Raw genomic sequence first — 24883 nt, 5'->3', positions numbered from 1 at the left:
TATTTACAATTGAATAACTAAACCGTTATCATTTTTTAGTTACCCTTTCTCCCATATTAGGCATCCAATGAACAACGATAAACGCCCTCTATATATCCCTTATGCTGGTCCTGCTCTACTAAGTACACCTCTTCTAAACAAAGGCAGCGCATTCTCTGCTGAAGAGCGCAGTTCTTTCAACCTTGAAGGTTTGTTACCGGAAACAACCGAAACAATCCAAGAGCAAGTAGGACGTGCATACAAACAATATTGTAACTTCGAAAGTGATATGGATAAGCATATCTACCTTCGTAACATCCAAGACACTAATGAAACGCTTTTTTATCGTTTAGTTCAAAACCACATTTCTGAAATGATGCCTATCATTTACACGCCAACGGTTGGCGCAGCATGTGAGAACTTCTCAAATATTTACCGTCGTGGCCGTGGTCTGTTTATCTCATACCCGAACCGCGATCGTATCGATGACCTACTGAATAATGCGACAAACCACAACGTTAAAGTTATCGTGGTTACGGATGGTGAGCGTATTCTTGGTTTGGGAGACCAAGGCATCGGTGGTATGGGTATTCCAATTGGTAAGCTAGCACTTTATACAGCTTGTGGCGGTATCAGCCCAGCTTACATGCTACCAATCGTGCTCGATGTGGGTACTAACAACCCTCAACGTCTTGCTGACCCAATGTACATGGGCTGGCGTCATCCTCGTATTACGGGTGCTGACTACGATGCATTCGTTGAAGAGTTCATCCAAGCGGTTCAACGCCGTTGGCCTGATGCATTAGTTCAGTTCGAAGATTTCGCACAAAAAAACGCAATGCCACTGCTTGAGCGCTACAAAGATCGCATCTGTTGTTTCAACGATGATATCCAAGGCACAGCAGCCGTAACGGTTGGTTCTCTACTTGCAGCATGTAAAGCAGCAAACAGCAAACTTTCAGATCAACGCATCACCTTCTTAGGTGCGGGTTCTGCAGGTTGTGGTATTGCTGAAGCTATCATTGCCCAAATGGTGTCTGAAGGTATCAGCGATGCACAAGCTCGCTCTCAAGTTTACATGGTTGACCGTTGGGGTCTGCTACAAGAAGGCATGCAAAACCTGCTTGATTTCCAACAGCGTCTGGTTCAAACCAACGAAAACACCAAAGACTGGGAAAGCGATGGCACTGGTTTCTCTCTACTAGACGTAGTTCGCCACGCGAAACCAACCGTATTGGTTGGTGTGTCTGGTGCTCCAGGTCTATTCAGCAAAGAAGTCATCAAAGAGATGAACCTACACAGTGAACGCCCTATCGTGTTCCCACTGTCGAACCCAACAAGCCGTGTTGAAGCGACGCCAAACGACATTATTCGTTGGACTGATGGCCAAGCACTTGTTGCGACAGGTAGCCCATTTGAGCCAGTCGTTCACAACGGCACAACTTACCCAATCGCTCAGTGTAACAACAGCTACATCTTCCCAGGTATTGGCCTTGGTGTATTGGCTGTGAATGCTTCACGCATCACTGACGAAATGCTAATGGAATCAAGCCGTGCACTTGCTACGTGTTCTCCACTAGCAATCAATGGCACAGGTGCTCTACTTCCACCATTGGAAGAGATCCACACGGTATCTAAGAAAATTGCTCTTGCGGTAGGTAAAAAGGCGATTGAACAGGGCGTTGCTCTAGAGATCACTGAAGAAGCACTGCAACAAGCGATTGACCAGCACTTCTGGCAGCCAGTTTACCGTCGCTACAAGCGCACGGCATTCTAATAAAGCGTACTGCGCTTGGAATAAAGAGCGTTAACGACTCTTATATGAGCCTCTGCAATTGCAGGGGCTTTTTTCTTTAAACTGTCTTGTCTTTTTAACTGATTTTTCTCATTTTTATTTGGTATTATCGAGCACTCAAAAATTAATGCTCAGTGAAAGGACCATACCGAGAGTGAAATTTGATTCTCACATTATCCGTAGCTACATAAAAAAAGCTTACAAAAAACTGCAAGGTTTTCTGTTTGGCGCTTTCCTCGTGTTCTTAGTAGGCAGCGCTGCGGTTATTGCGATCGATTATTGGGTTTCATGGCAAGCGGAAGATCGCATCATCTACGATATAGATGAAGTGCCCGAGCTTGAGGTCGCCGTTGTGCTTGGCACGAGTAAATATTTGGGTCGAACACTCAACGACTATTATAAGCACCGAATCGAAGCCGCGATTGAGCTGTTCGACCGTGAAAAAGTCGACCAGTTTCTGTTAAGTGGTGATAACGCTCATCGCTCTTACAATGAGCCGTGGACGATGAAACGCGACTTGCTGAAAGCGGGTGTACCCGATGAACGCATTAACCTCGATTACGCAGGCTTTAGAACCTTAGACTCGATTGTTCGCGCCAAAAAGATATTCGATACCGATAACTTTCTGATCATCACTCAAAAATTCCACTGTGAAAGAGCGTTATTCATCGCCAATTCTTACGATATTCATGCACAATGTTTAGCGGTTTCAGGACCAACCCATCACTCGGGAAGCTCAATACGTTTGCGTGAAGTGTTTGCGCGCACCAAAGCATTCCTTGATCTGTATATTATGGGGACAACGCCAAAGTTCCTTGGACCTAAAGAGCCGATTCAACCGAGTCCAAAACCGGAATCATTTCCGATCCCAAACCCTATCACCGACCCCACTGTAACCCCTGTTGTAGACCCTACAAAAAGCCCGATTGCAGACCCAGCAGAGACAGATGTGTAGAAAACTACACATTTTGAATTTGTTGCCTCACACTTCCCCATTGTTAAGCAAAAACACACCAACACTCCTTTATTAACTTGAGTAACATTCTTCCAACAAAGTCTGACCCTACATCAAGCTATATACCTCGACAATAATAAGCATGACTCAATGAAGTCACGCGCCAATACAACGAGGATAAACAAAAGGAGCGTCTTATGACGGCACTTGTTACTACACTGAAACACTGGTTGTTTACCCGCAACAGCATGATATTAATTGGTAATTTCACGCTATTCGCACTCTTGCTCAACACCCTTCCTTTCGAATCACAAGTCAATACTGGTTTGAGTATTCTCGTGTTCGTTGCGGTTCTATGGTTAACCGAAGCTATTCATGTCAGCATCACCGCTCTGCTCGTTCCACTCTTGGCTGTCTTGTTTGGTGTGTTCAATACGCCCGCTGCATTAGCGAACTTCTCGAACCCAATCATCTTCCTATTCATGGGTGGTTTTGCCCTTGCTGCTGCGCTCAACAAGCAAGAGCTCGATAAGGCGATTGCCGACAAAGTTCTGCTGATTGCAAAAGGCAGAATGTCGGTGGCGGTGTTCATGCTATTCGGTGTGAGTGCAGGCTTGTCGATGTGGATTTCGAACACAGCAACGACTGCAATGATGCTTCCCCTTGTTCTTGGCATCATGAACAAAGTTGACCAAAGTGAAGACCGCAACACCTACGTGTTCGTACTGCTGGGTATCGCTTACTGTGCATCGATTGGTGGTATCGCAACCTTAGTGGGTAGCCCACCGAACGCAATCGCCGCTGCAGAAGTTGGCTTGAGCTTTACTGAGTGGATGGCGCTAGGTCTTCCAATCTCAATGATCTTACTGCCAATCGCGATGATTATTCTTTACGTGATGACTAAGCCAAAGCTTGACCACAAATTCGAGCTAGACCATGCCCCAGTTGAGTGGACAAACAGCAAGAAAATCACACTGTCTATCTTCCTTCTAACCGTAACGCTTTGGATATTCGGTAAACCAATCAACGCAATGATTGGCGGATTCTCTAAATTTGATAGCTTAGTAGCGATTGGCGCAATTGTACTGCTTGGCGCTTCTAGAGCGGTGGAATGGAAAGACGTTGAGAAGAAAACGGACTGGGGTGTTCTTATCCTATTCGGTGGTGGTATCTGCTTAAGTAACATTCTAAAAGCGACAGGAACCAGCGTATTCTTAGCACACTCACTAAGCGGATTTTTAGAAACAGCTGGCGTACTGCTTACGATTCTAGCCGTGGTAGCGTTCGTGGTATTCCTAACGGAATTTGCGAGTAACACAGCGAGTGCAGCACTTCTGGTGCCAGTATTCGCAACCATCGCTGAAGCACTTGGTATGTCGCCAGTTATTTTGTCTGCACTGATCGCTGTTGCTGCGTCTTGTGCCTTCATGCTTCCTGTTGCAACACCACCAAACGCAATCGTGTTTGGCTCGGGTCACATCAAGCAGAAAGAGATGATGCGAATCGGTATGGTGTTGAACCTAGTTTGTATCCTAGTTCTGACTCTGTTCGCTTGGATCTTCTGGTAAACACTAACGTTCTATAAGCGCATGCTTACAGGAATGCTCCCCTAAACTGGTTGAACTTCCCCCGGTTCAACCAAGACAAAAATGCCCGTTCAGCGTAAGCAAGCACTGAACGGGCATATAAAAACAAGAAACGCTTTCCCTTTTGGTGGCCCCGCGCCACCTTTTTTGTTTTGGCTTTTGGGAGAAGAACCATAAAAACGCCACACGTCACATATGCACGTGTGGCTTATAAACTCATCAAAACAATTTTCAGATTAGTGACTCAAGATCACCTGGTTTCGACCTGAATGCTTTGCTTGATATAAAGCTTCATCAGCGCGAGCAATGGTCTCTGTCACTCGCTCTTGCTTCATCTCGGCAACACCGATACTGCATGTCAGCGGATCGCCATGAACCCAAAGGTGCTGGCTAACCAATAATCGAATGCGTTCAGCTTTTATCTGCGCCTCTCCGGCTTCGGTCTCAGGGCAAAAAACAATGAACTCTTCACCACCCCATCTCACCAACTTGTCGGTAGCGCTGATCGAACTGCCCACCACCATGCTGAACTCGCGTAAAATATGGTCACCCATTTGATGTCCGTACTTGTCATTTACACTCTTGAAGTAGTCGATATCGAGATACAACATACCCAGCTTGCCATGTCCTTGCTTCACATGTTGTGACTGCATTTTCAACCAATCACGAATCGCGTGGCGGTTTAGTATTCCGGTTAACTCATCACGATGGGCCATCTCTGAAAATTCAAAATTCTGTTCTCTCAGTGCGCGATTGACGTTCTTTAAGTGGTGATGTCTTTTCTCTGCGATCACCATGCGTTTTCTTGAACGGTTTAACTCTGACAGCAAGAATACGGTGCCCGTCCCCACCCACACAAACAGTAGGATCATGAACAAGCTTTCTGCGGTGATATACGAACCTTCGAACTCAATACTGCGGATGACGATTCTGTGGTGACCGAGTTTCGCTCCAGACGCAGTAGCAAACTCAACCATATTCACATTCGAAAATTCAGGGGCCGAATGCTCTAACGCAATGTCGTTGTCAGCCAGCCACCATGTCATCACTTGCAGATTTTTGATCGGGATTTCAATCACACCACCATCGATTCCTGGAGAAAACTCCATCCCATTGTACTTGTGCGTGTACTCGTCATCAGGAACTGAATAAGCAGGGTTGTAGTTACGTAGATAGGTTCTCAAACGGCCACTAGAGTCAGCCTCCGCATGGTAATCAATGTTCACTCTAAAGGTGTGGTACTGAGAAAGGTCAAGGCCCGAGGTGATGTCAGGGTTGATACGAATCGACAGCCCACAGTAAGGCCACGGATACTCAGATTCTTTAAGTTCACAATCGAGAGTGTACTGTCCATTTTCATAGGATAACTGGGACGTACTGACTCCCCTATCAACTTGATCACTGGTCGCGATAAATTCATATTTATCAGGGGTAATTGCCGTTATCACACGATTTCCGCTCACACGGTAATACTGCACAATGGCAAGCGTTGCGATAACTAGAAAGATAACAATCTTATGGATCCACTTCACGTCTAAGCTTCCTGCTTAATATCCCTATAGTTGGGATTTCACGATAAAAAACAAGTTAGATAAATTAGTGATCTTAATACCAATAAATCACTAAAAAACGTTATATCACGCCCGAACAAAATGTCATACTATATTTTAATGCATGTATTTTCTGTTGATTATTCACGGCGAGAATCAAGTAATATTGCGTATAAAAACAGGCTCTATTTGTTATACTCATCGCATAATCATCGTTAACCGTACTGCCTGCTCACAGCGCAATCGAGTCGACGAAATAATAATCAAAATACAACGAGTAATGTCATGTCTTTATTAGCAAAAGGAACACTCAAAAAGATGAGTGCTTCCCTTGATGGCGCGGTTACCTACCGTTTGCCTGTAGGCGAAGAGTTTGTAGAGCTAAACCCTCTGATTGGTAAAACCATCAACCTCACTCACACCGGCAATATTTTTTGCTGCTCATGTGGTAAGAAAACTAAGAAGAGCTACTCTCAAGGCCACTGTTTTGTGTGCATGAAAAAGCTAGCAAGCTGCGACATGTGCATCATGAAGCCAGAGACTTGTCACTACGATGAAGGCACGTGTCGCGAGCCTCAATGGGGTGAAGAGAACTGCATGGTTGATCACTTCGTTTACCTATCGAACACATCAAGCCTAAAAGTAGGTATCACTCGTCACACTCAAATCCCTACCCGTTGGATTGACCAAGGCGCGACTCAAGGTTTGCCTATCTTGAAGGTAAAAACACGTCAGATTTCTGGCCTGATCGAAGTTGAGTTAGCAAAGCACATTGCTGACAAAACCAACTGGCGCACGCTGCTTAAAGGCGACGGCGACGATATGGAATTGGTAGAAAAAGCCAAAGAACTGTTGCCGTTGGTTGAGGATAAAATCCAAGAGATCAGAGCGAAGTTTGGTGATGATGCTATCGAGATTCTGAGCGAAAACATCACTTCATTGAGCTACCCAGTTGAACAGCACCCAGTGAAGATTGTGTCGCATAACTTTGATAAGAACCCTGAAGTGACAGGCGTACTTCAAGGCATTAAAGGCCAATACCTAATCCTAGATACTGGTGTGATTAACATCCGTAAATTTGGTTCTTACGAAGTGGAAGTGTCGGCATAACTTGTAGAACTTAAACGTTTCTTATAGTTAGAGGCGTTTCTTATAGTTAGAAGCGCTTAGTGAATAGCCAAAAAATAAAATGCCCTCAAGTGATGACTTGAGGGCATTTTTCGTTGTCGATCCTATTCGCTTTCGATGACGATTTTAGGCGTTAGAGCGCAACCACATCTCCGTCTACACAATTCTTGCCGTTGGCTTTCGCGCGATAGAGAGATTGATCGGTTAAATTCACGAGTGCATCAATCGTGACACCGTCTTCACAGGCTTGGCTATCACTGATTCCGATACTGACACTCGAATTAAATCGTAACTGTTCATCGATTCTGAATTCAACTTGATTGAACTGTTGGCGAATCTCTTCTGACACTTCGTGTGCTGTTTCAAGAGACGTGTTTGGGATAAATATAATGAACTCTTCGCCACCCCAACGGCCTGCGACTCCGCCGGCTTTCTCGGCACTGCGCTTGGTAATATTAGCCAAAGCACAAATGACCTCATCACCGACCATATGACCGTAAGTGTCATTAATCGACTTAAAATCATCGATATCTAGCAGCATACAAACAAGGTAGTTTTTAGAGGACATGTGCTCTCTCAACCACTCATAAATCGCTCTGCGGTTAAGTAAGTCGGTCATTTCATCGAAGTTCGCTTGGTGTACCAACTGCTTTTCCAGAATCACCTTTTGAGTCACATCTTCGAGCACAACCTGAACGGCTGGCTGACCTTTCCAAGTAATCGCATTGTCGTAAATATTGAAGAACCGATGAACGCCGTCAAAGCCAATGTTTTCAACCACGGTACTAGTACCTGACAACTCCCCTGATACGATCGCGTGATAGTGCTTGCTGATGCCATCGGCATTCTGTTTTGGTACCAGTTCAAGGATAGAGTCCAGCTCTAATACTTGCTCGATGGAAGCCGCGCCTTGCATGTTGACCCAAGATTGATTAACCATCAGCGGCTTGAAATCTCGGTGAACCAAGATGCCCTGCCCAGATTGCATGATCATGTCGTGATACATCTTATCTTGCTCAAGCACCGCATTTTGCAGCTGAATCGCTGGGGAAAGATCGATAACCGTGACTTGCAGTGCAGGTCTTCCCTGCCACTCCGTCACATGGTCGATAGAAAACACAGTGAACTCTCTGCCATTACGATCAATATTGGTATAGGTGTGAACCTGAGGGTCGCGTTGACCACTGACCGTTTCAAGGTAATTTTGATAAGCTAAAACATGGTAATCTTCTGAGATTAAATCTAGAAAGCTATCGATATTAGAAAGTAGTTCTTCGGGCGATTGGTATCCATAGATGCGAGCATAGTTAGCGTCAACACTCACTACATTCATATCTTGAATAGTTATTACACCGTACGTGGATTCGAAATTTATTGAAGACATTGCCAACTCCGCACTCTAGCTACACTTCATAAACTGGAGCATAACAACACATCCTGCCAACGCTTCCACACAATCTATCACGCGCTAGGGACATTAATATGCCATCTAGTATATCGTACTGTTGCGGCCTTCTCTACAACTCAATTGCTAACACGAGTTAGTAAAAGTAGACAAGCATCTCAATCCCATTATTCGCGTCAAAAAACAGAAATAGATAACCTATACCAATGTAACCATTATCTTTTTCTACTTTTGGCCTTGAACTGATGAAAGAATCCGCTCCCAACCACTTCAAATCCTGTTCGCTATTCTTTTAAACCTGCGCACTATTCTTTAAACCTACGAACTATTCATTCCAATCAGAGAAATATGAGACTAAGAAGTCGATAGCTAACCGTGCTCTCTGTGGAAGAAAACGACGGTTCTGATAAACAATCCAACTGCTTGTGCCCGCTCCCCAATACTCTTCTAACACAGGGACGAGTTTTCCATTGCTAAGACTGCCATTGAAACTGCTTTTAGGAAGATAAACGATGCCAAGCCCCTCTTCACATGCTTTCAGTACTGCGCTCGAATTGTTACTGCGCCAGCGTCCATGTATTCGTACTGCATTTAACGATTTTCCCTCTTTCTCAAATAACCACTGATCACTGTTAGCGATAATACAGCTATGCATTTTCAACTGCTCTGGATGAGTAGGCGAACCAAATTGCTCTATATAGTCTTTACTGGCTGCAGCCGCCATTGGACGATCGACCAACTTTCTTGCCACCAGCCCTGAATCGTCTAATCGACCATAACGAATGGCAAAGTCGATACCATCTTCGATGAAGTTCACCATCTTAGTATTGAAGTTCATTTCTATGGTGAGTTCAGGATGATCTTTGGCAAATTCCATCAGCGCTGTCGCAACATGATTTTCTGCAAATGCACCCGCAGCACTAACACGTAATGTACCGCTAAGCTGAGTTTGTTGAGACGTGACTTGTTCATTCGCTTGTTGCAGCCCAATGACCAAGTCTTTGCACTGCTGATAATAGGTATGACCCGATTCGGTCAGGCTCACCATCCGTGTTGAACGCGCAAGCAACGCCACGCCAACTCTCTCTTCCAACCTTGAAACTTGGCGACTGACATGACTAGTACTGCAACCCAACTGTTTTGCTGCTGCAGAAAAGCCGTGACACTCGGCTACCGCAACAAACTCATTAATACCTTCAAAGCTGTCCATACTTAATCTACCCGTATCTTATCTTTGCTATATAGCAACAATGTTTTGCCTGTTTAGTATATTATCACCTAATTGGTTTGGAACTAGTATTAGATACAACAAGACGGCGATAGCTAAGTAACAACACGATACCTAGCGCTTAACGAAAAGCGTCAGCATCTAATTACAGGCATCGTTTCTAAATAAAAAAACAGCAGCTCAAAGGGACGAATCATGAAAAAAATACTAATACCTGTAACTAATCACGCAACATTAGGCGATACAGACCAAGCGAACGGGACTTATGCGCCTGAACTGACTCATGCTCTCAAAGAGATCATTGCTGCGGGTTTTGAGTACGACATCGCTTCTATCAAGGGTGGTAAAGGCCCATTGTACGGAACCGATATTGAAGGGGATTCAGTAAACGCTGAGATCTTGGCTGATGATGACTTCCAAAACCGCATCAACAATACGATTCCTGTAAACCAAATTAATGCAGAAAGCTACGATGCTATCTTCTACCCAGGTGGTTTCGGTTTGCTTTCAGACCTAGCAACCAACGAGCAATTCGCTGCTATTGCGGCTAAGCATTACGAAGATGGTGGTGTGATTGCGTCAGTATGTCACGGCCCTGCGGCGCTGCTTCCGATTGTTTTAAGCAACGGCGAGAAGCTACTAAGCTCTAAATCGGTGACTGGCTTTACACGTGAAGAAGAGATCGACTTTGGCACCATCAACGACATTCCGTTCCTACTGGAAGAGTCTCTTGCTCGCAGCGCAGCGCGTTTCAACAAGGTTCAACCTTGGCAAGAGCTTGTGATTGTTGATGAGCGAGTGATTACTGGCCAAAACCCAACCAGCGCGCACGCTGTAGGTGCAACTCTGGTTAAGCACCTGTCTTAGTTAAATCAAGGGCTTATTCGAATAACTGGCGTTGATCAAATAAGCTCAATCAAATAAAAAGAGCATGCTTCCTACTCAATACTCTTGAGAGAAGCATGCTCTTTTTTCGATCTAAAGGCACAAACAGCAAAGGCAAGTGACTTCTTATTAATTACTTCTTGCTAATGGCTTCTCGCTAATTACTTCGCAAGATCCCTTCAAGCACATTGAACAGCAAGTCGATCTCTTCAATCGAGTTGTAATGCATACAACCAATACGCACCACGCCCTGCTCTTCAATACCCAACTGTTTCACCAAACCTAATGCGTAGAAATGTCCGTTCCACACACAGATATTATGTTCACCCAGCTTCTTGGCGATGAACTCTGGAGAATGGTTTTCAAAGGTAACCGCAAAGGTTGGCGTTCTTAGGTTCGAATCAAACTCTGTTTTCCCGTAAAGCTTTGCCCCTTCAAGATCAGACAAGCGTTTAAGGAAGTACTCACTGAGCTGGCTTTCATGCTTATTATAAAGCGCGTAGCTTTGCTCTAAACGAGAACGCAATGAGTCGGTTGGCTCACCGAATTGCGCCAAGTAATCTACCGCCGCAACCACACCTGCAAGGCCTTCAAAGCTTTGCGTACCTGTTTCAAAACGGCCTGGGCCAATATTGGTTGCAGGCTCAACCTTGTAAGGCTTTAACGTGTGTAGCCATTGAGGTGCAACATAAGCAATGCCCACATGTGGGCCGAAGAATTTATACGCTGAACACGCTAAGAAATCACAATTCAGCTGCTGAACATCGATCAAGTGATGTGGCGCGTAATGAACGGCATCGACATAAACCTGCGCACCATGCTGATGTGCAAGCTCAATAACTTTTGCCATGTCGACAATAGAGCCAGTCGTGTTCGAAGCAAACGTCACCGCGACAAGCTTGGTTTTCTCGTTAAGCAGCGATTCAAAATGCGCCATATCCAAACTGCAATCCGACTCGTCTACACGAACTTGGCGAACAATCGCGCCTTTGTCGTCTGCCGCTTGCTGCCAGCTCGATACATTTGAGTAATGGTCTAACGCCGTGACGATAACTTCATCGCCCTCTTTCCAATCGCGGCTGATCGCTCGGCTAAGTTGGAAGGTCAGAGATGTCATGTTCGCGCCGAACACAACGTTGCCAGAAGACTCCGCATTAAGCAGTGCTTGCGCCGCTTCTCGCGCTTGCTGCATTAAGCTTGTGGTCTTTTGGCTAGAAAAATAGTGGCCGCCTAGGTTTGAATTAAAATGCCCTAGGTATTCGGTCATTGAAGCTAAAACATTCTCAGGTACCTGAGAGCCACCCGGCCCATCAAAAAAGGTCACCGGCTTACCGTTATGGTATTGGCCTAGCGCGCTAAACTGCTGGCGCACATCATTAAGAGTGAAGGACATTGCGCGCATCCTTAGCCGTTAGAACAAACACATCCATGTAGCCCATCTCGCCGTGGTCTATGGTACGAATCGGTTGTGCATTGTGCCAAAGCTTACTATCAGCAAGCATTGCCACTTCACCATCGCCTAACACTTTTCTGAAGAACGGTGCTTCGTGGCTATCTTGATAAAGCATCACTTCACCACCCACAATGTTGTGGCGAGTAACACCAATGATCGCGATGTGGTCAAAACCGTCCTGGTGAACACCTTCTGGTGCAACTTGAGTTTCTTCAAAAATAGCGGCAATGCGGATTTGATGGATTTCGATTTCTTGCCCGTCTTCAAGCCCATTGGTTTCAATAAACAGTTCACACATCTCTTGCATGCCTTCGCTGCTTAGGATTGGTGCTTCAATTGGCTCGAATTGGCGAACAACGTCACCTTGAAAGTGATTAATGTCTTCAGACTGAACAAAGTTATGTTTGTCTAGCTCTACGACTTGTCCATTACTGAATTGAACCACCGAGTACCTTCTCAATCGAAACTGACCATCCGCATGCTCTGTGCTTGGAAGCTTAGAGAATGACGGTGACAACTCCTCAACTGCGTGGTTACTGAGGTGGGTAATATGTAGGGTATTTTCGTGAGCATGTAACATCATCGACTCCTTAATGATTGTTAATAAACTTTCTATATTTAACGTTTTGTTTACATAAAGGATACTTGAAGATCTTGCCAAATCAACATTAAACAATCATTTATCCCGTCAGATTTAATAATTCAGACATTAAATCCAATTTGAAAATCAAAAGCAGTGTATAACACCAGAATAAAAGATGACCAACTCTTAAAACTAGCACACTCCACTAGCTAGTTATAAATCCCTACAAATTAAAATTTAACGATATTATTAACTAGCATGCTATGTTTCATATTGTGTCAGCCCTTTCGCTTCAATACGCCAGCCTCCTTGCATGAGCTCAGGCATCACACTCGCCATCATTCATTTCTATGCTTTTGCACCGCGAAATACGACCTACCTATCAATTGCCAAACTATTGATTATTTACACAACAAACTGAAATTGGTTAATTTATGAGTACGCCAGAAACCAAACGCCTTTGCTTGCGCGTCTGGAACAGGTCGAGTTCGGGGGGAACTCGGCCGCCCTCAAATAGAGTGCTTTCTAATAAAACCTACAATTATAAATGATGCGTTTATTTGGAATATGATGGTCTGCCTTTATGTCCTAACTTAGAATTCGTTAAAAATAGGCGACTATAAAGATTGGGAATGTTCTACACAAAACAGATGAGAGGGTAAGCAAGCTTGAAAGGTTGGTTGCTAAAAGAGCCACCTTTGGTGACATTTACACCAAAAGTCAAAACGAAAATAAGTTAACTAGACTTAAAACGATTCACTTAGAAAATAGGGAATTTAGCTAACACTCAATTTCACTGGACTGATTTTTAAAACCGTTCTTCGAGCGCTTCTGCTGGTACATTCGCTGGTCAGCTAAGCTCAAACACTCAGAAAAATTGACACATTCAAAACTAGATGCGCTTCCAAAACTGAGGCCAGACTGAGGCCAATCAGCACTGCGAATTTGCTCTTCCACCTGAGTCACTCTAAGCTCAATCTGAGAATAGAGAGCCTCAACTTGTTTCTCTTTATCCACTTTCAACAACCAGATAAATTCGTCGCCACCAGCTCGATAAACCATTCCAAGGTCTGTAAATTTTTCTCGCATCATGCGGCTGGTGTATTCTAAAAAGCGATCCCCTTCATCATGACCATAAGTATCATTAATCGATTTAAGGCCATCACAATCGATGAAGACGATACAATAGGAATGATGTACTAATTGTTTACTCGCATCATTAAAATCCAGCCGGTTTCCAAGCCCCGTTAAACTATCCACCCTCGACTGGATATAGGTTTTCTGATGTTGATGTTGTTGAATCCGCAACCATTCAGTCAGTGACAATAAAATGCAGGTACAATCTATTGCTAATGCAACAACAACGATGACTTCTGTCGATCTCTGAGTCGGCAATGGTGCAAAATGCGCAAAAATGTAATATACCAAAGCCGTGCCATAACAAAGACCACCGATCAAATAATATTTAGCGACAAAGTTTCGTTGATAAACCATCAATACGCCAGTCACTATCATTGTCGGCACCCAGATTGCCGCAATTAAATGGGACATAACAAAAGTCAACGAAAACGGGGCAAAGACATTAATAAACCCGATAATGACACACAGCCAACTAAAGGCCTGAAAGGTAAGATTAATACGAATAAAATGCTGCGGAAATCCAAACAATAATCTTGTGTAATAGCAAGAAAAAGCAACCGCAAACGGAAACAATACCATTCCAAAATAAACTGGGTTCCAGCTTTGGCTTGATAATAAGTACCCCCAAGCGCCTGAAGCGGCGAACCATCCCAGGCCATGTAGCCCAACATAACCAGCACAAGCCAGTGTGACTGGATGTTTAGTTTGAAAGTAACAAAAAAGAGCGAAAACTCCCAACGTTAGCATGACAGTAATAGAAGCTAATGTGAGCGTATTGTTGCGGAAAACGTGAATATAAAATGGATATTCAGGTTGAAGAGTGAAGTTAACTGCCTTTGGAAATTTCTTTGCTTCCAAGTAGAGCCAAAGTGTTCCAGATTCCTCCGCATTCAATATTAACGGGAAGCTTTGCCTATGCAGATGCAAGATACTCTTGTTACTTAATTGGCCAAAATCAAGTATTCGCCTTACTTGACCATTTGTTGATTGCCAGTACCCCCAACCTTGATCCAAATAGTTTGCACGGAGTGTAACTATTTGTTGTGACGACTTGATATCGGAGTTGGCCAAATCAACTCTCAACCCAAACGCCCCTTCACCACCAAATATCGTTTCAATCCTTGGAGAGGATTCAATGTGTTTTTTTAATATGGGAAAATCGACTGGATCAGATAACAAAGGCATTTCATACCATCTTACAGCTTCATTAGCTAACACAGATTGTTCCCCGCTGACCTGCAGCGGAGAAGCAAAAACCGAATTCAGGCACACAATAAACACATTGATAAAAAGGATTAGAATCTGCATAGAGTTCAAATGATTCCGCGCAATATATAAATATCAATAATAACACATACAAAAAAATAACAACTGAGAAACACTCAACAGTTCAAGTATTAACCAACATTACACCTGTTTGTAATCATGCCGTTCATACTAAAAGTGCGTCTTGTGGTCGCTTATCTGCACGCTAATTTTGATGAATTCTTGCAGCGTCTTTTAACGCAAACTTTTTAAAATAAAACATAGGATTCAGGTTCTCTTGTTTTTCTACTCATCAATGTATACGCAAAAAAGTAAATACTGCTATAGAAACACCATGATCAAGAAGGCCCTAAAAGTGAGCAATATGCATAGCTGTTTGCAAGAGCACTTTCCTTGACTTATCGCTATTGATCTAATACGCAGGATTACAAGACCATCATTTAGTTCGGTTATGTTCTAACGTATAACGATTAATTACACTTCTGCCCTTGTTTAACCTTTTATTGCCTCCATATTTTCCATACAATCCTAAGCGATTATAAATTAAAACAAATTCAATTTCGGAGTCCTCATGAGCGACGTAAAGCACTGTAATTTATTGATTCTTGGTTCTGGCCCTGCTGGCTATACAGCTGCAGTTTACGCTGCTCGTGCAAACCTAAACCCAGTACTTGTTACGGGTATGCAGCAAGGTGGTCAGCTTACAACCACAACAGAAGTGGAAAACTGGCCGGGAGATGCTGAAGGTTTAACGGGTCCAGCACTGATGGATCGCATGAAAGAGCACGCAGAGCGCTTTGAAACAGAGATCCTGTTCGACCACATTAACGAAGTAGACCTTTCAAACCGCCCTTTCCGTCTTAAAGGCGATTCTGGCGAGTACACGTGTGATGCGTTGATCATCTCAACGGGCGCATCGGCTAAGTACTTAGGTTTAGAGTCTGAAGAAGCATTCAAAGGCCGTGGCGTTTCTGCTTGTGCTACATGTGATGGTTTCTTCTATCGCAACCAGAAAGTCGCGGTTGTGGGTGGTGGTAACACGGCTGTTGAAGAAGCACTTTACCTGTCTAACATCGCGTCTGAAGTTCACCTAGTTCACCGCCGTGACACGTTCCGCGCTGAAAAGATTCTAGTGAAGCGTTTAATGGACAAAGTAGAGAACGGCAACATTGTTCTTCACACTGATCGCACGCTAGACGAGGTTCTGGGCGACGACATGGGCGTAACTGGCGTTCGTATTAAAGATACTCAGTCTGATAAGACAGAAGACATCGAAGTAATGGGCGCATTCATTGCTATCGGTCACCAACCAAACACTGAAATCTTCAAGGGCCAAGTGGATATGAAAGATGACTACATCATCGTTCAGTCAGGTCTTGAAGGTAACGCGACACAAACCAGCATCCCAGGCGTGTTCGCTGCAGGTGATGTAATGGACCACAACTACCGCCAAGCAATTACTTCTGCAGGCACAGGTTGTATGGCTGCATTGGATGCTGAACGCTTCCTAGATGGTCTTAACGATAAGTAAATCTGAGATTGCAGATTTGATTATCTGAACTCTCGCCTCAGTAGATGCAGGGCATCATCACAATTTGTTGTAAATCCCTAGAGCCCAGCGGTATATCCACTGGGCTTTCTTTTGTATACTACCCGCCCTCAACAAATAATAATTATCATTAAGCCTTCATAATGGATAAGAAAAAACAACGCAGCTTGAATAAGTGGCTTAAGCAACAGAGTAAGTTAGCGAAACGCTGGCTTATGATTGCGATTAGCCTTGGCGTACTTTCAAGCGTGTTTTTAATTGCTCAAGCAGCTCTTCTCGCCTCTATTCTTCACCAGCTGATCATCGAGAATGTCGATAAATCTGAACTGGTTGGTCATTTCGCAGGCTTGGCATTATCGGTCGTTGGCCGTGCTGGCTGTACATGGGGACGTGAGATCGCAGGTTATCGCTGTGGTGAACAGATCCGTGTTTACATCAGGCAACTCATCCTTGATAAGTTACGTGAGTTAGGCCCTGCTTATATCAAAGGCAAACCTGCCGGTACGTGGGCAACCCTGTTGCTAGAACAAGTAGAAGACATGCAGGACTTCTTCTCTCGTTACTTACCTCAAATGTCTTTATCGGTAATGATTCCATTCATTATTTTGGTCGTGGTATTCCCTGTAAACTGGGCAGCTGGCCTTATCTTCTTGCTGACTGCGCCACTGGTGCCGATGTTCATGGCATTGGTTGGCATGAAAGCAGCCGATGCAAACCGTAAAAACTTCAAAGCACTGCAACGTCTTTCTGGTCACTTTTACGACCGTTTGCAGTCAATGACAACCATCCGTCTATTTGACCGCACAAACGCTGAAACAGAAGTATTGAAAGGTGCATCTGAGGTGTTCAGAACGCGCACCATGGATGTATTGAAGATCGCTTTCTTGTCTTCTGCAGTACTTGAGTTCTTCACGTCGATCTCTATCGCGATGACGGCGGTTTACTTTGGTTTCACCTACATCGGTGAGCTTAACTTCGGTCACTACGGCGCAGGCATTACGCTATTCGCAGGTTTGTTTATCCTTATCTTGGCGCCAGAGTTTTACCAACCTCTGCGTGACTTAGGTACTTTCTACCATGCGAAACAACAAGCGGTTGGCGCAGCTGAAAGTATTGTCGAGTTCCTAGAAACCGACATCACTAAGGTTAAATCAGGCGACACTCAGCTTGATCCGGCTCAAGGCATCAATATTGAAGCTCAAGATCTCAAAGTGTTAAGCCCTGAAGGTGTTCAACTGGTTGGCCCTATCTCGTTTGCACTGAATACTCGCCAATCGACTGCGTTAGTTGGTCCAAGTGGTGCGGGTAAAACAAGTTTGATCAACGCCATTCTTGGTTTCATGCCTTATGAAGGAAGCTTGAAAATCAATGGCATTGAACTGCGTGACCTAGACTTAGCCTCTTGGCGTAAAACGATTAGTTGGGTTGGTCAAAACCCGTTGCTACTGCACGGCACAATTCGTGACAACGTCACTCTAGGTAAGCACGATATCACTGACCAAGTTGTCGAGAATGCACTTGAGCAGTCTTTTGCTAACGAATTCGTAAATGAGCACGGCTTGGATTACATGATTTCTGATCGCTCTGGCGGTCTGTCTGTGGGTCAATCTCAGCGTTTGGCTCTAGCTCGCGCAATGATTCAAGACGGTCAGTTCTGGTTGCTCGATGAACCCACTGCCAGCCTAGATACTCGTAGCGAACAGTTGGTAATGAAAGGCATCAATAGCAACATCGAAAGCCGCACTGCCCTACTTGTGACGCACCAACTTGCCCCGCTTCAATCGGTCGATAACATTCTGGTTATGCGCGATGGTGGTCTTGTTGAACAAGGTCATTACTCTCAGCTTTCGACTGCGGGTGGTTTATTCGAAGAGATGCTTAACGCGAACTTAGCTCAACAAGATAATAAGGGTAATTTAGATGCGTGATTTACTGCCTTACCTGAAACTCTATAAAAAGCATTGGTTTGGCCTATCGCTAGGCATGCTATTGGCTTTTGCTACTCTATCGGCTTCTATCGGCTTGTTAACGCTATCAGGCTGGTTTATTTCAGCTTCTGCGGTTGCTGGCCTTACGATTGCACGTGAAACCTTCAACTACATGCTACCGGGTGGTGGTGTACGTGGTTTGGCAATGAGCCGTACTGCGGGTCGTTGGGGTGAACGTGTTGTCAGCCACAATGCAACATTCAAATTGTTAACTGATCTGCGTATCTTCTTCTTCAAGAAGCTGGCTCCGCTGATCCCAGGTCGTATTTCAAACCTTCGTGATGCTGATCTTCTGAACCGCTTGGTTGCTGATGTCGACGCCATGGACCACGTGTACTTACGTTTAGTAAGCCCAGTGACGGTGGGTGTGTTCGGGATCTTCTTCCTGACTCTGTTCTTGATGTGGTTCGATAGTTCGCTTGGTTTGATCTTGGGTTCTATCCTTCTGATCATGCTGTTGGTTTGGCCAATCTTGTTCTACAAATTGGGTAAACGTAACGGTGGTGAACTGACACAGAACAAAGCTGATCTTCGTGTGACTACGTTAGATTGGATTGAAGGCTACAGCGAACTGACTCTGTTTGGTGCGGAAGAACGTTACCGTAATGCGATTCTAGAGACACAACAGAAGCTGATGGCGAATCAGTTTGTGAATGCCAACCTAACCGGTATGGCGTCAGCAGCACTGATGCTGTTCAACGGTTTGACACTGGTTCTTATGCTTTGGCTTGCGGCTGACGGTGTGGGTGGTAATGCACCAGACCCGTTCATCGCGCTAATGGCATTCGCAACCATGGCAAGCTTCGAGCTATTAATGCCAATTGCAGGTGCGTTCCAGCATTTAGGTCAAACTCTGTCTTCAGCACGTCGCTTGAACGAAGTTATTTTGTCGGAGCCTGAAGTTCAGTTTGCTGAAGAGAAACTCGACATCAACAAGCCGCTTGATATTACGTTCTCAAACGTGACGTTCAACTACCCTGACTCTGAGCGCAGTGTTCTGAACGCTGTTGACCTAACGATCCCTGCCACGCACAAGGTTGCGATTGTTGGTCAAACGGGTTCTGGTAAATCGACTCTGATCCAGCTTCTGACTCGCTACTGGGATCCTAAAAAGGGCTACATATCAATCGCGGGTATTGAACTGACGCAGTGGAACGAATCGCAGCTTCGTGAATCAATCAGTGTAGTAAGCCAACGTGTCGACATTCTAAATGGTACTTTGCGTGACAACTTGTTGATTGCAAGACCAGAAGCGACCGATGATCACTTAGCGAATATCCTAAAAGACGTTGGTCTAGAAAAGCTGCTTGAGAATAACGCACTTGATAGCTGGTTAGGTGACGGTGGTCGTCAACTATCTGGTGGTGAGAAGCGCCGTATTGGCATCGCACGTGCGATTCTTCATGATGCCCCTATCCTGCTTCTCGATGAGCCAACAGAAGGCTTAGATAAGCAAACAGAACACAGCATCATGGCACTGTTCGAGAAGCACTTTGAAGGCAAGACTGTTATCTTCATTACGCACCGTTTGATTGGTCTGGAATCGATGGACTCCATCGTTCTGATTGAACAAGGCGAGATTGTTGAAAACGGCTCTCACGAGAAGCTATTAAACGAAGAAGGACGTTACTTCCAACTTCGTCAGGCAATATAGCTTCCCCTTAAGCTATAAAGAAAACCATTCAAAGCCCGAGTTTGATGCTCGGGCTTTTTGTTTGTCTGTAATTCTAGTATCGAGCAACCATTCCCCCTTAAACGGTTGTTCATGCGCTGATTAGTTTTGCCCTTTCCTACAAAAACTTACCATTTATAAAGCAACGAGTTGCGCATAATTCAAGTCGTAGCACATTACTATGATCATCTTTCTAGGATAATACGTATCGATCAACCTCATGGAATAACCTCCCCCTAAAATAATGGAGAACAGTGTATGTCTTTACGATTAATCGCAACAACGATAGCGCTTGTAGGTGCTAGCTTTACCGCTCAAGCAAGCTCGGAATGTGAAGTATCGATTGATGCTAGTGATCAAATGAAATTTTCAACTGACACATTAAGCGTTCCAGCGAGCTGTAAAGAAGTGAAGCTGACGCTAAACCATACTGGTTCTATGCCAGCCCAATCAATGGGTCACAACGTCGTTATAACAGACACTGCGTCGCTACAAGCAGTAGGCATCGATGGTATGTCGGCAGGTATCGACAATAACTACGTAAAACCTGACGACAGCCGCGTTTACGCCTTCACTCGTGTTATCGGTGGTGGCGAGTCAACCTCAATCACTTTCAGCACAGAGAAAATGACAGCCGGTGGCGACTACTCTTTCCTATGTTCATTCCCGGGCCACTGGGCAATCATGAAGGGCAAGTTTGAGTTTAAATAACTCGTTAGTCTAGATTGTACAGATACATCAAAGCCCCAACCTAAGTCGGGGCTTTGTTATATTGGCTTCGATTACAGCTTGAAGCGGCTGATTTCGCTTTCTAGCTCGTGAGACAGCTCAGAAAGTTGAGCGGCTTGCTCTGCAGCTTGGTGTGCTTCGTCTGCTAGCTCGTTAGATACGTCACGGATTCCTTCAGTGTTACGAGTAATCTCAGACGTTACTGACGCTTGCTCTTCTGCAGCAGAAGCAATCTGTGTTGCCATGTCACTGATGCGTTCAACAGCAGCATGGATTTGCGTTAGGCTTGCAGCCGCTGAGTTCGCGTCATCAACACTGGTTTCAGCAAGTGTACGGCTATCGTTCATGATGTTAACCGCTTTGCCTGTTGTACCTTGCAGCAACTCAATCGTTTGTTGAATTTCTTGCGTTGAACCGTGTGTACGTTGGCTCAGAACTCGAACTTCATCCGCTACTACTGCGAAACCACGACCTTGCTCACCGGCACGTGCTGCTTCAATAGCGGCGTTAAGTGCAAGTAGGTTTGTTTGTTCTGCAATACCTTGAATGTTAGACAAGATAGCGTTGATGCTGTTGCCGTGCTCTTCAAGTTCTAGAATCACGTTAGTTGCGATTTGAACTTCTTGAGCCAGGTTTTGGATAGAGCTTTGAGTCTGTGTCACTTGACCAGTACCGTGCTCACACGCGCCAACCGCTTCAGATGAGTTCTGTGCAGTATGGTCTGCGTTACCTGCGATCTCTTGTGTTGCTGCAGCCATTTCGTTAACGGCTGTTGCTACCATGTTGATCTCGTCTTGTTGCATTTGGATACGAGCACTACGTTCTTCAGCTTGAGAAGCCGTTTGACGCGCTTGGTTGCCCAGCGCAGCAGATACTTCGCTTAGCTTGATCACCATGGTGTGCATGTTGCCCACAAAACGGTTGAAGTTTGCTGCAAGCTGACCAATTTCGTCGTCGCTCTTAGGCTCAAGGCGTTGAGTAAGATCGCCCTCACCTGAAGCAATTTCTTCAAGTGCTGCTGAAACGCGGTTTAGGTCGCGGAATAGGAAGCTTACTAACCAAGACACAAGTACGATTACGATGAGCGTAATAATGACAGCAGTGATGATCAGCTGAGTAAGTAGCGTTGAGTGGTTCGCTTCTTCTGTTGCTTTGTCCATCTGAACCGCGAAGATCCAGTTAGTGTTAGGCACCTTCGTGAAGTAAAGCAGCTTGTCTGCGCCGCGCTCTTTGATGATCTCGATGCTACCCGTACGCACTGCGTTTTCGATGATAGGCATAGAGATATCGTTTGAAAGTTGGCTTACCGGCTTCAAGCTTAGTGCTGAATCTGGGTGTGCTAGGAATGTGCCGTCAGAGGCATCAATTAGCATTGCGTAAGCGTTGTCACCAACATCAAGGCTGATTACATCGTTAACCAACTGGTCGATCAGTACGTCTGCACCAACAACACCAACAAGTTGGCCGTTGTGGCGAACAGGTTCTGCGATCGTTACTAGAAGTGCTTTGGTGATTGCATCTTGGTAAGCCGTAGTAATGATTTGCTTACCTGCAGCGTTTGCTTCTTGGTACCAAGGACGTTGACGAGGATCGTAATCTGCACGATTACGTTCAGGATGTGAACGGTACATTCCACCTTCTGGAGTACCTAAAAAGATATCGTCAAAGCCACCCGCTACACGAGCTTGTCTAAGGAAAGGAACAACATCATCCTCTCGTGAAAAGTCATTAAATGCTGATGCGATATCAGTACGGATATCAATCCAGTTTTTAATACCTTCAGATGCTGCTTCAGATACGCTTTCAGCTCGTAGGTATACGCCATTACGAGTCTGTTCAAATAATTGGTTTGCTGACAACCAAGTCAACGCTGTAGCCATAACGACAACAGCAGATAGGCTAGCGCCTATCAACTTCTGCTTTAGTGTTAGTTTCATGTCAAAGTTTCACGAGTGGTGGGAAATCTCGCGCATACTACCCAATATTAGTATTAAATTCGAGCGATTTCACAATTTAATATTGGAATATAATTTTAAGCAAACCATAAGCTTAAGTAATGTCAAATCCTTGGCTTATCGCCAAATTTAAGGCGGTGTTGTCTCTACGGTTATTAACATTTTTATCGCACTTCACATGCTTAAAAGAGACAAGAAAACACGGTAAAGAGGAAACAAAAAAGGCAGAAGAGTTTCCTCTTCTGCCTTCATATTATTTACCGTTCTACTGCGTATAAATTGCAGTAGATTTCAGCTTAAAAAGCCTAGCGTTTTTCTGTACGCATACCCATTAGCAAGCTCACACACATCAGTAATAGAATGATGGTAAATGGTAATGCCGTCGAGATTGCACCCGCTTGTAGAGCTTGTACTGCTTCAGTACCACCAACCCACAATAGAGCCACAGCAATCGCACCTTCAAGGAACGCCCAGAACACACGTTGAGGCACAGGCGTATCAACTTTACCACCCGCGGTGATGCTGTCGATTACTAGAGAGCCTGAGTCAGACGATGTAATGAAGAATACTAGAACCAATACAACCGCAATGATTGAAAGCAGAGTCCCGAACGGCAGTGCATCAAACATTTGGAACATTGCTAGTGATACATCCGTTAGGCCGTCTTGACCAAGAATACCAACGTTATTCACGATTTGGTCAATCGCCATGCCACCGAATACTGACATCCAAATGATAGTCACTGTAGTCGGTACAATCAGTACTGCTGTGATGAACTCACGAACGGTACGACCTTTAGAAACACGTGCGATAAACATACCTACGAATGGAGACCATGAGATCCACCAAGCCCAGTAGAATACAGTCCAACCGTGCATCCACGTTTCATCTTCACGACCGTGAGGGTTACTCAACGGAATGATGTTTTCAATGTATGCCATCAATGTCGTTGGGATAGAACCTAAAGTCACCGCGTAGCCGATTAGAGCCACTAAGATAAGCAGTAGGAAAGCCACCAACATGTTGATGTTACTGATAACTTTAACGCCACCATCAATACCACGAAGTACTGATACTACCGCCAATAAAGTCACCGCTGTAATCACAATAACTTGCAGACCTAAGCCCGCTTCAATGCCGAATACATGCTGAATACCACTTGCCGCTTGTTGTGCACCAAGACCTAACGATGTCGCCAGACCAAATAGCGTTGCAAGTACAGCAAGAATATCAACAATGTGACCTGCCCAGCCCCAAGCTCTATCACCTAAAATTGGGTAAAAGATAGAACGGATAGAAAGAGGCAATCCCTTGTTGTAAGAGAAAAACGCAAGTGACAGTGCTACTACGCCATAAATCGCCCAAGGGTGTAGACCCCAGTGATACATGGTTGCGCCCAATGCCAGTTTTGCAGCTTCTGGTGTGTTTGGTTCAACACCTAACGGAGTTTCAAACCAACCCGTGAAGTAAGCCGCTGGCTCTGCCACACTCCAGAACATCAAGCCGATACCCATACCTGCGGCAAACAGCATCGATAGCCAAGAGAAGAATGAGTAATCTGCCGTCGCATCAACACCACCAAGGCGGATTTTGCCGTACGGAGAAACAATCAAACCTAAGCAGAAAATTACGAAAATATTACCCGACCAGATGAAAAGCCAATCAAACGAATTGATAATCTGGCCTTTAACACCATCTAGCGCAGCCTTTGCTGAAGCGGTATCTGTAATAAGAACACCGATCAGGAACAAAGCGATAAGTCCCGCACTAATACCAAATACTGGGTTATGAACATCAAAACCCCATTTTTGGACGTTATCTTGACCGACAGTGTAATCCGTACTGTCGATACTGTATTTATCTATACCTTTAGTCATCATCCCTCTCTACGGAATTCTATTAGGGTCTATTGACCTCGTATTCCTTACTTACCTGCGACTTAATTACAAACTCGAACCTACGATCCAAGTAGTACAAGCTGTTGTCACAATAATTCAAATACTTGGATGTCTGAAGTTTAGCAGGTTAACTTGTTGT

Annotated in this window: 17 protein-coding genes; 9 read left to right on the top strand and 8 right to left on the bottom strand. The window is 44.7% G+C overall.

Annotation, left to right across the window (positions count from 1 at the left end; translation table 11 throughout):
- The first annotated feature begins 67 nt into the window (after positions 1-67).
- The 3 genes from A6D97_RS20955 (at position 68) to A6D97_RS20945 (ending at position 4297) form a co-directional block, all read left to right on the top strand.
- On the top strand, positions 68-1756 hold the full coding sequence (locus A6D97_RS20955) for an NAD-dependent malic enzyme (protein WP_017059764.1): 1689 nt from the start codon (positions 68-70) through the stop codon (positions 1754-1756).
- A 172-nt stretch (positions 1757-1928) separates the two neighbouring features.
- Entirely contained in the window at positions 1929-2729 is an 801-nt protein-coding gene (locus A6D97_RS20950; RefSeq protein WP_065585188.1) for an ElyC/SanA/YdcF family protein, read from the top strand.
- A gap of 197 nt (positions 2730-2926) precedes the next feature.
- The gene (locus A6D97_RS20945; protein WP_065585187.1) at positions 2927-4297 is read left to right on the top strand and encodes a DASS family sodium-coupled anion symporter; all 1371 of its coding nucleotides are present in this window, start codon (positions 2927-2929) and stop codon (positions 4295-4297) included.
- A gap of 254 nt (positions 4298-4551) precedes the next feature.
- On the opposite strand, the gene A6D97_RS20940 is transcribed toward A6D97_RS20945, so the two are convergent.
- Complete coding sequence (locus tag A6D97_RS20940) at positions 4552-5847, bottom strand: GGDEF domain-containing protein (protein WP_065585186.1); 1296 nt, start codon at positions 5845-5847, stop codon at positions 4552-4554.
- A 303-nt stretch (positions 5848-6150) separates the two neighbouring features.
- Here A6D97_RS20940 and A6D97_RS20935 point away from each other — a divergent pair, with 303 nt between their 5' ends.
- Positions 6151-6975 carry a DUF2797 domain-containing protein gene (locus A6D97_RS20935; protein WP_017063586.1) on the top strand — a complete coding sequence of 275 codons (825 nt, stop codon included), beginning with the start codon at positions 6151-6153 and terminating at the stop codon, positions 6973-6975.
- Between the two features lie 151 nt (positions 6976-7126).
- On the opposite strand, the gene A6D97_RS20930 is transcribed toward A6D97_RS20935, so the two are convergent.
- Together A6D97_RS20930 and A6D97_RS20925 are read right to left on the bottom strand one after the other, a co-directional pair.
- Complete coding sequence (locus tag A6D97_RS20930) at positions 7127-8377, bottom strand: sensor domain-containing diguanylate cyclase (RefSeq protein WP_065585185.1); 1251 nt, start codon at positions 8375-8377, stop codon at positions 7127-7129.
- Positions 8378-8723: 346 nt separating this feature from the next.
- Positions 8724-9608 (bottom strand): LysR family transcriptional regulator, encoded by an 885-nt coding sequence (locus A6D97_RS20925; protein ID WP_065585184.1) that lies wholly within the window; start codon positions 9606-9608, stop codon positions 8724-8726.
- A gap of 213 nt (positions 9609-9821) precedes the next feature.
- On the opposite strand from A6D97_RS20925, the gene A6D97_RS20920 reads away from it, so the two are divergent.
- Positions 9822-10493 (top strand): type 1 glutamine amidotransferase domain-containing protein, encoded by a 672-nt coding sequence (locus A6D97_RS20920; RefSeq protein ID WP_017063583.1) that lies wholly within the window; start codon positions 9822-9824, stop codon positions 10491-10493.
- A 175-nt stretch (positions 10494-10668) separates the two neighbouring features.
- On the opposite strand, the gene A6D97_RS20915 is transcribed toward A6D97_RS20920, so the two are convergent.
- The 3 genes from A6D97_RS20915 to A6D97_RS20905 form a co-directional block, all read right to left on the bottom strand.
- On the bottom strand, positions 10669-11904 hold the full coding sequence (locus A6D97_RS20915) for a cysteine desulfurase-like protein (protein WP_017063582.1): 1236 nt from the start codon (positions 11902-11904) through the stop codon (positions 10669-10671).
- A complete protein-coding gene (locus A6D97_RS20910; RefSeq protein ID WP_060982461.1) occupies positions 11888-12544 on the bottom strand; it encodes a 2OG-Fe dioxygenase family protein in 657 nt (218 codons plus the stop codon). Before A6D97_RS20910 ends, A6D97_RS20915 begins: the two co-directional genes overlap by 17 nt.
- Before the next feature lie 783 nt (positions 12545-13327).
- Positions 13328-14995, bottom strand: a complete 1668-nt coding sequence (locus A6D97_RS20905) for a diguanylate cyclase (RefSeq protein WP_017059753.1) — start codon at positions 14993-14995, stop codon at positions 13328-13330.
- A gap of 529 nt (positions 14996-15524) precedes the next feature.
- Here A6D97_RS20905 and trxB point away from each other — a divergent pair.
- The 4 genes from trxB to azu all read left to right on the top strand — a co-directional run bounded on the left by trxB (position 15525) and on the right by azu (position 20873).
- Positions 15525-16484 (top strand): thioredoxin-disulfide reductase, encoded by a 960-nt coding sequence (trxB, locus tag A6D97_RS20900; RefSeq protein ID WP_050052961.1) that lies wholly within the window; start codon positions 15525-15527, stop codon positions 16482-16484.
- Between the two features lie 161 nt (positions 16485-16645).
- A complete protein-coding gene (gene cydD / locus A6D97_RS20895; protein ID WP_065585183.1) occupies positions 16646-18430 on the top strand; it encodes a cysteine/glutathione ABC transporter permease/ATP-binding protein CydD in 1785 nt (594 codons plus the stop codon).
- Entirely contained in the window at positions 18423-20144 is a 1722-nt protein-coding gene (gene cydC / locus A6D97_RS20890) for a cysteine/glutathione ABC transporter ATP-binding protein/permease CydC (protein ID WP_065585182.1), read from the top strand. The genes cydD and cydC overlap by 8 nt, the downstream gene beginning before the upstream one ends.
- A gap of 276 nt (positions 20145-20420) precedes the next feature.
- Complete coding sequence (gene azu, locus A6D97_RS20885; protein WP_017063577.1) at positions 20421-20873, top strand: azurin; 453 nt, start codon at positions 20421-20423, stop codon at positions 20871-20873.
- 71 nt (positions 20874-20944) lie between these two features.
- Here azu and A6D97_RS20880 read toward each other — a convergent pair whose 3' ends face one another.
- Both A6D97_RS20880 and A6D97_RS20875 read right to left on the bottom strand, forming a co-directional pair.
- The gene (locus tag A6D97_RS20880; protein WP_017066828.1) at positions 20945-22828 is read right to left on the bottom strand and encodes a methyl-accepting chemotaxis protein; all 1884 of its coding nucleotides are present in this window, start codon (positions 22826-22828) and stop codon (positions 20945-20947) included.
- 323 nt (positions 22829-23151) lie between these two features.
- A complete protein-coding gene (locus tag A6D97_RS20875; RefSeq protein WP_017060963.1) occupies positions 23152-24723 on the bottom strand; it encodes a BCCT family transporter in 1572 nt (523 codons plus the stop codon).
- Positions 24724-24883: the final 160 nt, after the last annotated feature.

The sequence above is a fragment of the Vibrio sp. ZF57 genome (assembly GCF_001691235.1).
Lineage (GTDB): Bacteria > Pseudomonadota > Gammaproteobacteria > Enterobacterales > Vibrionaceae > Vibrio > Vibrio crassostreae_C.
The sequence above is the reverse complement of the archived record's forward strand: the minus strand, read 5'-3'. Positions and strand labels throughout refer to the sequence as shown.

Bases quoted from the DNA above. Each gene is read 5' to 3' on its own strand.
- A6D97_RS20955 (WP_017059764.1), top strand. From the start codon at position 68: ATGAACAACGATAAACGCCCTCTATATATCCCTTATGCTGGTCCTGCT.
- A6D97_RS20945 (WP_065585187.1), top strand. From the start codon at position 2,927: ATGACGGCACTTGTTACTACACTGAAACACTGGTTGTTTACCCGCAAC.
- A6D97_RS20935 (WP_017063586.1), top strand. From the start codon at position 6,151: ATGTCTTTATTAGCAAAAGGAACACTCAAAAAGATGAGTGCTTCCCTT.
- A6D97_RS20930 (WP_065585185.1), bottom strand. From the start codon at position 8,377: ATGTCTTCAATAAATTTCGAATCCACGTACGGTGTAATAACTATTCAA.
- A6D97_RS20925 (WP_065585184.1), bottom strand. From the start codon at position 9,608: ATGGACAGCTTTGAAGGTATTAATGAGTTTGTTGCGGTAGCCGAGTGT.
- A6D97_RS20920 (WP_017063583.1), top strand. From the start codon at position 9,822: ATGAAAAAAATACTAATACCTGTAACTAATCACGCAACATTAGGCGAT.
- A6D97_RS20915 (WP_017063582.1), bottom strand. From the start codon at position 11,904: ATGTCCTTCACTCTTAATGATGTGCGCCAGCAGTTTAGCGCGCTAGGC.
- A6D97_RS20910 (WP_060982461.1), bottom strand. From the start codon at position 12,544: ATGTTACATGCTCACGAAAATACCCTACATATTACCCACCTCAGTAAC.
- A6D97_RS20905 (WP_017059753.1), bottom strand. From the start codon at position 14,995: ATGCAGATTCTAATCCTTTTTATCAATGTGTTTATTGTGTGCCTGAAT.
- trxB (WP_050052961.1), top strand. From the start codon at position 15,525: ATGAGCGACGTAAAGCACTGTAATTTATTGATTCTTGGTTCTGGCCCT.
- cydD (WP_065585183.1), top strand. From the start codon at position 16,646: ATGGATAAGAAAAAACAACGCAGCTTGAATAAGTGGCTTAAGCAACAG.
- cydC (WP_065585182.1), top strand. From the start codon at position 18,423: ATGCGTGATTTACTGCCTTACCTGAAACTCTATAAAAAGCATTGGTTT.
- azu (WP_017063577.1), top strand. From the start codon at position 20,421: ATGTCTTTACGATTAATCGCAACAACGATAGCGCTTGTAGGTGCTAGC.
- A6D97_RS20880 (WP_017066828.1), bottom strand. From the start codon at position 22,828: ATGAAACTAACACTAAAGCAGAAGTTGATAGGCGCTAGCCTATCTGCT.
- A6D97_RS20875 (WP_017060963.1), bottom strand. From the start codon at position 24,723: ATGACTAAAGGTATAGATAAATACAGTATCGACAGTACGGATTACACT.